The 9,526-nt window shown below is 64.6% G+C and carries 11 protein-coding genes and 1 pseudogene; 3 read left to right on the top strand and 9 right to left on the bottom strand.

Annotated elements, in window-relative coordinates:
• Nucleotides 1-418: pseudogene (locus VB734_RS02245) on the top strand (ribonuclease E); the annotation flags it as partial.
• On the top strand, nucleotides 419-1,015 hold the full coding sequence (locus tag VB734_RS02240) for a ribonuclease HII (protein WP_197166227.1): 597 nt from the start codon (nucleotides 419-421) through the stop codon (nucleotides 1,013-1,015).
• Here the strand turns inward: VB734_RS02240 and VB734_RS02235 are convergent.
• The gene (locus VB734_RS02235) at nucleotides 990-1,502 is read right to left on the bottom strand and encodes a DUF1997 domain-containing protein (protein ID WP_197166226.1); all 513 of its coding nucleotides are present in this window, start codon (nucleotides 1,500-1,502) and stop codon (nucleotides 990-992) included. The genes VB734_RS02240 and VB734_RS02235 overlap by 26 nt on opposite strands.
• Nucleotides 1,503-1,563: 61 nt before the next feature.
• On the opposite strand from VB734_RS02235, the gene pheA reads away from it, so the two are divergent.
• Nucleotides 1,564-2,406, top strand: a complete 843-nt coding sequence (gene pheA, locus VB734_RS02230) for a prephenate dehydratase (RefSeq protein ID WP_197166225.1) — start codon at nucleotides 1,564-1,566, stop codon at nucleotides 2,404-2,406.
• Here the strand turns inward: pheA and VB734_RS02225 are convergent.
• The 8 genes from VB734_RS02225 to VB734_RS02190 all read right to left on the bottom strand — a co-directional run bounded on the left by VB734_RS02225 (nucleotide 2,373) and on the right by VB734_RS02190 (nucleotide 9,505).
• Nucleotides 2,373-3,347, bottom strand: coding sequence for a methyltransferase domain-containing protein (locus tag VB734_RS02225; RefSeq protein WP_197166224.1), 975 nt, complete (start codon nucleotides 3,345-3,347; stop codon nucleotides 2,373-2,375). The two genes, pheA and VB734_RS02225, sit on opposite strands and share 34 nt — an antisense overlap.
• A complete protein-coding gene (locus VB734_RS02220; RefSeq protein WP_197166223.1) occupies nucleotides 3,347-4,018 on the bottom strand; it encodes an LON peptidase substrate-binding domain-containing protein in 672 nt (223 codons plus the stop codon). The genes VB734_RS02225 and VB734_RS02220 overlap by 1 nt, the downstream gene beginning before the upstream one ends.
• Before the next feature lie 145 nt (nucleotides 4,019-4,163).
• Nucleotides 4,164-4,484 (bottom strand): 30S ribosomal protein S10, encoded by a 321-nt coding sequence (rpsJ, locus tag VB734_RS02215; protein WP_006172311.1) that lies wholly within the window; start codon nucleotides 4,482-4,484, stop codon nucleotides 4,164-4,166.
• Nucleotides 4,485-4,744: 260 nt separating this feature from the next.
• Entirely contained in the window at nucleotides 4,745-5,974 is a 1,230-nt protein-coding gene (tuf, locus tag VB734_RS02210) for an elongation factor Tu (RefSeq protein ID WP_197166218.1), read from the bottom strand.
• A gap of 39 nt (nucleotides 5,975-6,013) precedes the next feature.
• Complete coding sequence (gene fusA / locus VB734_RS02205; protein WP_197167156.1) at nucleotides 6,014-8,089, bottom strand: elongation factor G; 2,076 nt, start codon at nucleotides 8,087-8,089, stop codon at nucleotides 6,014-6,016.
• A 102-nt stretch (nucleotides 8,090-8,191) separates the two neighbouring features.
• Nucleotides 8,192-8,662 (bottom strand): 30S ribosomal protein S7, encoded by a 471-nt coding sequence (gene rpsG / locus VB734_RS02200; protein WP_197166216.1) that lies wholly within the window; start codon nucleotides 8,660-8,662, stop codon nucleotides 8,192-8,194.
• A 59-nt stretch (nucleotides 8,663-8,721) separates the two neighbouring features.
• A complete protein-coding gene (gene rpsL / locus VB734_RS02195) occupies nucleotides 8,722-9,096 on the bottom strand; it encodes a 30S ribosomal protein S12 (protein WP_094555907.1) in 375 nt (124 codons plus the stop codon).
• A gap of 52 nt (nucleotides 9,097-9,148) precedes the next feature.
• Nucleotides 9,149-9,505, bottom strand: a complete 357-nt coding sequence (locus VB734_RS02190) for an AIR synthase (protein WP_197166207.1) — start codon at nucleotides 9,503-9,505, stop codon at nucleotides 9,149-9,151.
• Between the last annotated feature and the right edge of the window lie 21 nt (nucleotides 9,506-9,526).

Here is a 9,526-nt window from a genome sequence, read left to right as displayed (position 1 = left end):
CAGTGGAGCCGACACCACCGCTCCCATCACCCGCTCCAGCGGAGAGGTACCGACACCCCGCCGGGAGATCGACGCCCCCAGCCGTTACCGCCAGGAGAGCCCTGACGATGACGCCCAGTCGACGCTGGTGGAGATCACCCCCTTGCCCGAGGCCTTTGGCGAGCCGGACGAGGCTCCGATGACCACCGTGATCGAGTCCACGCTGCTGCAGATCCCCGTATCCCAGGTGTCCTCGCCGGGGTCGGAGCGGGTTGGGCGCTCCCAGCCCAGGGGTCGCCAGCATCGACCGCGTGAGGAAGGCGGTGCCGTGGCCGTGGCTGAAGCCCCCAGCGAGGCCCCTCCCACGCCGTTGGTCGAGGACGGCGATCCCGGAGGTGAGCCCCGCCGCCGCCGCCGCCGCTCCTCCGCCAGCGTCTGAGTGACCCCACGGGTCCTGGCCGGTGTGGATGAAGTGGGCCGTGGATGCCTGTTCGGCCCGGTCTTCGCCGCCGCTGTGGTCTTGCCGGCCCAGGCGGCGTTATCCCTGGCCGCCGCTGGCCTGACCGACAGCAAGGCCCTGCGGCCTCACCACCGCCAGCGGCTGGTGCCGTTGATCACCGCCCAGGCCTCAGCCTGGGCACTCGGTCAGGCCTCAGCCGCCGACATCGACCGCATCGGCATCCGGACCGCCACGGAGATGGCCATGGTCAGGGCCCTGCAGCGCCTGCCCCGGGTGCCTGCCCTGGTGGTGGTCGACGGTGTCCTCCCTCTGCGGATGTGGCAGGGCCGCCAGCGCACGCTCGTCCATGGCGATCGCCGTTGTCTGGCGATCGCCGCCGCCAGCGTGCTGGCCAAGCAGGCCCGCGATGCCCTGATCCAGCGTCTGGCGGACCGCTATCCCGGCTATGGCCTCGAGCGCCATGCCGGCTATGGCACCGCTTTTCACCGGGAGGCCCTGGCCCGCCTTGGCCCAAGCCGTCTGCACCGCCTCAGCTTCCTGGGCAGGGTGCTCAGCGGCCCTCGCGCCAGCAGCTGAAATCCTTCAGAAGCTGCTGGCTCACCCGGGTGCGGATGCCCAGCAGAACACCGCCCAGCAGGGAGCGGCCGGTGGCTTCGAGCACCCTGGGTGCGATCAGGCGGAGCATCGGAGGACGGCTCACGCTCACGGCCATCCGGGCCGCCCCCTCCAGCCCCTGGTCGGCCACTTCCAGCCAGGAGGTCAGATTCAGCTGGAAGTCGTCCACCAGGCCAAGGCCCTCCAGGTGACACTCCACCGCCTCGAGCTCCAGGCGTCCGGGCCGCCGCCGGGCGCGCAGCTGCACCACGGGCTTGATCTGAAGCTGGAACACCTGCAGCCTCGTCACGTCGTAGCGGTAGTGCCCCGGCCCGAGACGGGTCAGCTGGCTGGGGTCGAGCAGGGCCTGGATCACTCTCTCCTCGTCGTCGAGGTAGGACACCAGGTCTTCGGCAGGCTCCTCGATCGCGAGGCTGAGCTGCTGGCTGGCGCTGAAGGCCAGGGTCATCGCCTCGTCTCGGTGGCCGGGGGGGGATGATCTTATCGACCGCTAGTTTCCCCTCCTCCCCATGCGTGTTGCCTTCCTCGGCCCTGCAGGCACCTACGGCGAGCAGGCGACACGGCATCTGGCGGCCCTCGAGGGGATCGACGCGCCGGAGTTGCTGGCTCAGAGCGGTATCCGCTCGGTGGTCAAGGCCCTGGCGGAGGGCCGCTGCGATGCCGCCGTGGTGCCCGTGGAGAACTCCGTCGAAGGAGGGGTGACCGCTTGCCTCGATGGCCTCTGGGAGCACCCCGATCTGCGCATCCGCCGCGGACTGGTCCTGCCGATCCGCCATGCCCTGCTGGGGTCCGGACCGATCGAGCGGGTCAGTGAAGTGCTCTCCCATCCCCAGGCCCTCGCCCAGTGCAGTCTCTGGCTGAGCGAACACCTCAGTGACGCCCTGCAGCTGCCCACCAGCTCCACCGCCGAAGCGGCCCGGTTGGTGGCCGGCAGCCGCTTCCGCGCGGCTGTCGCCTCACCCCGCGCCGCCAAGGAGCATGGCCTCGAGGTGCTGGCTTATCCCATCAACGATGTACCCGGAAACTGCACCCGTTTCCTGATGCTGCAGCGGCAGGTGGCAAGTCAGGCGGAACCGGCCACGCTCTGCAGCCTGGCCTTCTCGCTGCGCAGCAACAGCCCCGGGGCCCTGCTGGAGGCTCTGAGCTGCTTCGCGACCCTGCAGCTCAACATGAGCCGGATCGAGTCACGTCCCTCCAAGCGGGAGATGGGCGAATACATCTTCTTCGTGGATCTGGAGATGCCGGAGGACCCCCGGCTGCTGGAGGAAGCGATCGAGGCCCTGCGCGTCCATTGCCAGCACCTGGCCCTGTTCGGGACCTACCCGCTCACCAACGTGTCCGAGGAGTCGTAACGGAACACCCCGAATCGCATCATTCCGGTGCTGAAGGCCCAGTGCATCAGCAGGATCGTCGGCGCTTCGCGCAGACCCTGCAGCACGGCCCCAGGACCCAGGCTGAGGATGGCGCCCGGTCGCCGCACCCCTTCAAGAATGGAGTCGATCCATGAGGGCAGGGTGGCGTCACTCCAGTCGGCGGTGTCCACAGGAGCGCCCTGCCCATGGGGGCTGGTCTCGAGGTTGCGGCGGAAGGAGGGGATGGAGGCGAATTCCGGATGAGCCCACTGGTGCAGCAGCTGATTCATCACCCAGCGCTCCAGAGCGTTGAGCTCGCCGTCGGAAGGATCGCGCCGGTTCCAGTCAGCCACCACCAGCTTCCCTGCCGGAGCCAGGACCCGCAGCAGTTCATCGGCGTAGCGCTGCTTGTCAGGCATGTGCGGTCCCGCTTCCACGCTCCAGACGGCCTCAAAGCTGTTGTCCTCCAGCTCCAGGGCCAGGGCGTCCATCACCGCGAAGCGGCAGGAGAGCCCGGCGGGTGTGAGCTGGCGGGCCCGCTCCACCTGGGCTGGGCTGATGCTGATGCCCAGCACGTCGAAGCCGTAGTCCCGGGCGAGGATGCGGGCGCTGCCACCGATGCCGCAACCCACATCCAGTAGACGGGTGCCTGCTGGCAACCGGTCGAGCCCCGACCAGCGCACCAGTTCATGCACGAACTGCTCCTTCGCGGCCCGGAAATCGCGTGACTTGGGGGGGGTGCCGTAGTGCCCGAGGTGCACATGGTCACCCCAGAGGTTTTCCAGCAGCCGGTCCCCGGTCCAGCGGTCGTAGGCCTCAGCCACGGTGGCCGTGCTCTGGAAACGGCGGTCACGGCGCTGCCATTCCCGTACCAGAGCAAGACCGAGCAGACCGGCTCCGGCTCCGATGGCCAGAGGCGGAAGCCAGGTTGGGAGCACCATCAGGAGGGTTCCTGCCTGGGTTCCCCCAGATCCTTGAAGGTGTCCTTCAGAACCGTGCGAGCGGCCAGCTGCCGCCTGGTCTGATCGAGCAGTGCGAATTCCTGGCGCAGCCGTTCGGAGGTGTCGGTGAGTTCCAGCAGGGCCTGCTGATGGTCGGCCACGGGCCCTCCCAGGTGGGAGCCGATCCAGAAGGACAATTCCCGAGGAAGATCAGGCAGATCCACCGGAAGAGTGGTCGGCTTGCCGATCAGTTTGCCGGTGAGATCCACCACATCCCGCAGGGCCTGGGTGACCTGATGGCCCAGATCCTGGAGCACATCGTGGCTGGTACTGGGATCGTCCTCGATCCAGCTGACCATGGCCACACGGAAAGGGGCTTCGCGGACCACTTCGAGCACGCGAAATCTCTGCTGGCCCAGGGTGACGATGTTGCTGCGATCGTCGTCCTGGGTCTGGCACTGCAGAATTTCAGCGCAGCAGCCCACCTGGGCCATCTCCTGCTGATTCGGGTCCCAGCGCACCACACCGAAACGACGGTCGGTTTCCAGCACCGTTCGCAACATCATGCGGTAACGGGGCTCGAAGATATGCAGGGGCAAGACTTCCTGCGGGAACAGCACCACATCCGGCAGGGGGAAGAGTGGGAGTTCCCTCACGGCCAGATCAGTCACGGAAGGTCGGCGGGGCGGTAAAGGGTGGTCGGGGCGTTGCTGAGTGGGGCTGCTCGGGGAGCCTGAACAATGAAATGAGTCTAGAAAAAAAGGACCCACCGGGAGGGTGGGTCCAGGAATTCGTCGCGACGAGCCAGCTGGTGGCTCAGAGCTTCACTTCGATATCGACGCCGCTGGGCAGATCTAGCTTCATCAGTGCGTCGATCGTCTTGGCCGTGGGGCTGTAGATGTCGATGATCCGGCGGTGGGTGCGGGTCTCGAAGTGCTCACGGGAATCCTTGTCCACGTGGGGCGAGCGCAGGACGCAGTAGATCTTGCGTTTGGTGGGCAGGGGAATCGGACCGATGGCCGTGGCGGCTGTGTGATCGGCCGTTTCAATGATCTTTTCGCAGGACAGATCCAGCATGCGGCGATCAAACGCCTTGAGACGGATGCGGATCTTCTGCTGAGCGATGGCGGCTGACATGGCAGGACTCGTGGGGACGCAGGCCTTGGCGGAGACCGCGGCCGAAGAACGGGAAGAGAAGTGAAGAAGAGGTGGGGATGGGGCCGGGGGTGGCCTTTCTCATCCCCACAGAAGACAACCGAGGACGGTTGGGTCAAGTTGTCGAGGTGCGTGACGAGGGGCAGAGTCCGTGGCGGAAGTCAGCCCCTGAATCAAGAGGACTGGCCGAGCCAGGAACAACGGGTTGACCCCGCCCCCGGCTCGGCGCAGCCGTTTCAGCCTCAGGCGACGATCTTGGAGACGACGCCGGCACCGATGGTGCGGCCGCCTTCGCGGATGGCGAAGCGCATGCCCTGTTCAATGGCCACAGGGCAGATCAGCTCAGCGGACATCTTGATGCGGTCACCCGGCATGACCATTTCGACGTTGGAGCCATCGTCGGCGGTGAAGGCCGTGATCTGACCAGTCACATCCGTGGTGCGGATATAGAACTGGGGACGGTATCCAGCGAAGAAGGGGGTGTGGCGGCCACCCTCTTCTTTCTTGAGGACATAAACTTCCCCTTCGAACTTGGTGTGGGGCTTGATCGAGTTGGGCTTGACCAGCACCATGCCGCGCTCGATGTCCTCCTTCTGCACACCACGCAGGAGCAGGCCGACGTTGTCTCCGGCCATGCCTTCGTCGAGCAGTTTGCGGAACATTTCCACGCCGGTGACGGTGGTCTCGCGGGTGTCCTTGATGCCCACGATCTGGACGGTTTCGCCCACTTTCACCTTGCCGCGCTCGATCCGGCCGGTGGCCACGGTGCCGCGTCCGGTGATCGAGAACACGTCTTCGACAGCCATCAGGAAGGGCTTGTCGATCTCACGCTCAGGCTCGGGGATCGACTCATCCACCGCATCCATCAGATCGAGGATCTTGTCGACCCACTCGTTCTCGCCGCGGATGCCCTTGCCGCCGCCCTGGATGTGCTCGAGAGCCTTGAGGGCAGAACCGGCGATGATGGGGATGTCATCGCCGGGGAAGTCGTAGCTGCTGAGCAGCTCACGCATTTCCAGTTCGACGAGTTCGAGGATCTCCTCGTCGTCGACCATGTCCTTCTTGTTGAGGAACACCACCAGGGCAGGAACGCCCACCTGCTTGGCCAGCAGGATGTGCTCCTTGGTCTGGGCCATCGGGCCGTCGGTGGCGGCCACCACCAGGATGGCGCCGTCCATCTGGGCGGCACCGGTGATCATGTTCTTGACGTAGTCCGCGTGACCAGGGCAGTCGACGTGGGCGTAATGACGCTTGTCGGTTTCGTACTCGACGTGGGCCGTGTTGATCGTGATGCCCCGCTCCTTCTCTTCAGGAGCACCATCGATGTCGTCGTAGGCCTGGGCCTTGGCCTGGCCAAGGGAAGCCAGCACGTTGGTGATGGCGGCAGTGAGGGTGGTCTTGCCGTGGTCGACGTGGCCGATGGTGCCGATGTTGACGTGAGGTTTGTTCCTCTGAAACTTCTCGCGAGCCATTGAAGGAAAGAATCGGGGGGTGTTGTTAGGGTTGAGAGATCAGGAATTGCCCTGATTCTTGGCAATGATGGCCTCAGCAACATTGCGAGGAACTTCCTCGTAATGGCTGAACTCCATCGAGAAAATACCCCGACCCTGGGTCATGGATCGGAGTTGAGTGGCGTAGCCGAACATTTCGGCCAGGGGCACCTTGGACTGGACTTTAGACTGTCCGTTGTCGATGGATTGCCCTTCGACCTGTCCACGACGGGAGGACAGGTCGCCGATGACCGAACCGAGGAAATCCTCGGGGATCTCGACTTCCACCTTCATCATCGGCTCAAGAAGCACGGGATTGCACTTCTTGACGCCGTCTTTGAAGGCCATGGAGCCGGCGATCTTGAACGCCATTTCGGAGGAGTCGACATCGTGGTACGACCCATCGATCATGGTGACCTTGATGTCGATCATCGGGAAGCCTGCAATCACTCCGGACTGACAGGTCTCCTTCATGCCGTTCTCGGCTGGTCCGATGTACTCCTTGGGAACGATGCCACCAACAATCTTGTTGACGAATTCAAACCCCGAACCGGGTTCACCGGGTTCCATCTCGATCACCACGTGCCCGTACTGCCCTTTACCACCGGTCTGCCGGGCGAACTTGCCTTCACCCTTGGCTCTGGCGCGGATGGTTTCGCGGTAGGACACCTGAGGGGCGCCGATATTCGCTTCCACCTTGAATTCCCGCAGCATGCGGTCCACAAGGATCTCGAGGTGCAGCTCGCCCATGCCGGCGATCACGGTCTGGCTGGTTTCAGGATCCGTGGACACCCGGAAGGTGGGATCCTCTTCCGAGAGCGATTGAAGAGCTTTGGAGAGCTTCTCCATATCGCCCTTGGTTTTGGGCTCCACCGCCACAGAGATCACCGGTTCGGGGATGAACAGGGATTCCAGGATGATCGGGTCGCTTTCCACACAGAGAGTGTCTCCGGTGGTGGTGTCCTTGAGGCCGAGAACAGCGCCGAGATCACCGGCGCGCAACTCGTCCACTTCCTCGCGATCGTCGGCTTTGAGCAGGATAAGGCGGGAGATGCGCTCCTTCTTGTCCTTGGTGCTGTTGAGCACGTAGCTGCCTTTCTGGAGCACCCCGGAGTACATGCGCACAAAGGTGAGCTTGCCGTAGGGATCGGCCATCACCTTGAACGCCAGAGCGCTGAAGGGGGCGTTGTCGTCGCAGGGACGGTTGGATTCCGTGCCATCGGGGAGCAGACCCGTGATCGGCGGAACGTCAACCGGGGCGGGCAGGTAATCGACGACGGCATCCAGCACAAGCTGGACGCCTTTGTTCTTGAAGGCCGAGCCGCAGAGCATCGGCACCAGGCCATGCTTGACCACACCGGTACGAATGCCTTTGATCAGCTGCTCCTGGGTGAGCTCTCCGTTTTCAAGGAAGGCTTCCAGCAGCTCTTCGTCGGTTTCAGCGACCGATTCCATCAACTTGCCGCGCCACTCGGCGGCTTCCTCTTTCATCGCTTCAGGGATTTCGCCCTCGAGGATGTCTGTGCCCAGATCATTGGTGTAAATAACGGCCTTGTTCCTCACCAGGTCAATGATGCCCTTGAGTTCTCCTTCTGCGCCGATGGGCAGTTGCAGAGGAACGGCACTGGCCTTGAGGCGATCCTTGATCTGGTCGTAGACCTTGAGGAAGTTGGCACCGGTGCGGTCCATCTTGTTGACGAACACGATCCGGGGAACGTTGTAGCGATCGGCCTGGCGCCACACCGTTTCGGACTGGGGCTGCACACCGCCAACAGCGCAGAAGACAGCCACGACGCCATCGAGCACCCGCATCGAGCGCTCCACCTCAATGGTGAAATCGACGTGTCCAGGGGTGTCGATGATGTTGATGCGGTGATCCTTCCAGCTGGTGGAGATGGCCGCCGCCGTGATGGTGATGCCGCGCTCGCGCTCCTGCTCCATCCAGTCGGTCACAGCGGCGCCATCGTGCACCTCGCCCATTTTGTGGACCACGCCTGAATAGAACAGGATCCGCTCGGTCGTGGTGGTCTTGCCCGCGTCGATATGGGCTGCGATGCCGATATTTCTGACGCGGTCCAGGGGATAGGCGCGGGCCACGGGGAAAGTCTCCGGTGTTTGATCGACGAATTTTGCGGGCGCAAGTTTAATGAATGACCTGATCTGACTGAAGGCGCCCGCCATTCAGCCAGGAAAGGGTGCTCAGTAGCGGTAGTGAGCGAAGGCCTTGTTGGCCTCGGCCATCTTGTGGGTTTCCTCGCGCTTGCGCACGGCACTGCCAGCTTCGTTGGCGGCGTCCATCAGTTCACCGGCCAGCTTCTGGGCCATGCTGCGGCCGTTACGGGCCCTGGAAAAGTTGACCAGCCAGCGCAGAGCCATGGCGGTGCCGCGTTCCTGCCGCACTTCCATGGGGACCTGGTAGGTGGCGCCGCCCACCCGGCGTGCGCGGACCTCCACCAGGGGGGTGGCATTGCGCACGGCCGTTTCGAACACCTCGAGAGGGTCGCTGCCGGTGCGGTCGTTGATCAGACCGAAGGCGTCGGAGAGGATCCGCTGAGCGGTGGACTTCTTGCCGTGCTTCATGAGCCGTGCCACGACCATGGAGGCCAGGCGGCTGTTGAACTGGGGGTCAGGAAGAATCGGGCGCTTCTCAGCAGCGTTGCGGCGGGACATAAACCTGTGGGGATCGGCGGTGCGAGGGAGTGGGAGGAAAGACGATCAGGGGCCTGAGATCAGCCCTTGGGGGTCTTGGCGCCGTACTTGGACCGGCTCTGGCGGCGGTCCTTGACACCGGAGGTGTCAAGAGTGCCGCGGATGATGTGGTAGCGGACGCCGGGAAGGTCCTTGACGCGGCCTCCACGGATCAGCACCACGGAGTGCTCCTGCAGGTTGTGGCCGATCCCGGGGATGTAAGCCGTGACTTCGAAGCCTGAGGTGAGACGCACCCGAGCCACCTTGCGGAGGGCCGAGTTCGGCTTCTTCGGGGTGGAGGTGTACACGCGGGTGCAGACCCCGCGTCGCTCTGGGCAGGCGCGAAGTGCGGGTGACTTGGTCTTGCGGGTGAGGTGCTGCCGCTCGGTGCGGATCAGCTGCTGAATCGTGGGCATCGAGGGCCGGAGAATTAGGCCGGACGTCCGACCGTTTCGACAATCCGTCACCTTACTTTGTCGTGGTCCCCCCGGGGCCTGTGCGGCTGAAGGCGGCTCCGCAGGCGCAGCAGCTCACCCCCCCGCTGGAGCGGATCAGGAAGCCTCCACCGCTGAGATCCCCGCGGTAATCGAGGCTCAGCCCCGCCAGCAGGGGAACCTGAGCAGAGGGGGCGTGCAGGGTGATGCCATCGGCCCGGGCCACGGGAACCCCCGCCAGATGGCCGGGACGGATCCGGATCACCCACTGCTCGCAGCCGCCCTGCACCAGGTCGAGGTGCATCAGGCCGGGGGTTCCGGCCACAGCGGCCTGGCGGCCGAGCTCGGCCGCCGCCGCTGCTGACAGGCGCAGGCTCAGACCCTTGGGCATGGGGCGGTCGCGCTCGTCGGC

Source organism: Synechococcus sp. BA-124 BA4, assembly GCF_034931165.1.
The sequence above is the reverse complement of the archived record's forward strand: the minus strand, read 5'-3'. Positions and strand labels throughout refer to the sequence as shown.

Coding starts and splice junctions, on each gene's coding strand:
- VB734_RS02235 (WP_197166226.1), bottom strand. CDS start 1,502: ATGACCCTGGCCTTCAGCGCCAGCCAGCAGCTCAGCCTCGCGATCGAG.
- pheA (WP_197166225.1), top strand. CDS start 1,564: ATGCGTGTTGCCTTCCTCGGCCCTGCAGGCACCTACGGCGAGCAGGCG.
- VB734_RS02225 (WP_197166224.1), bottom strand. CDS start 3,347: ATGGTGCTCCCAACCTGGCTTCCGCCTCTGGCCATCGGAGCCGGAGCC.
- rpsJ (WP_006172311.1), bottom strand. CDS start 4,484: ATGTCAGCCGCCATCGCTCAGCAGAAGATCCGCATCCGTCTCAAGGCG.
- tuf (WP_197166218.1), bottom strand. CDS start 5,974: ATGGCTCGCGAGAAGTTTCAGAGGAACAAACCTCACGTCAACATCGGC.
- rpsG (WP_197166216.1), bottom strand. CDS start 8,662: ATGTCCCGCCGCAACGCTGCTGAGAAGCGCCCGATTCTTCCTGACCCC.
- rpsL (WP_094555907.1), bottom strand. CDS start 9,096: ATGCCCACGATTCAGCAGCTGATCCGCACCGAGCGGCAGCACCTCACC.
- VB734_RS02190 (WP_197166207.1), bottom strand. CDS start 9,505: ATGCCCAAGGGTCTGAGCCTGCGCCTGTCAGCAGCGGCGGCGGCCGAG.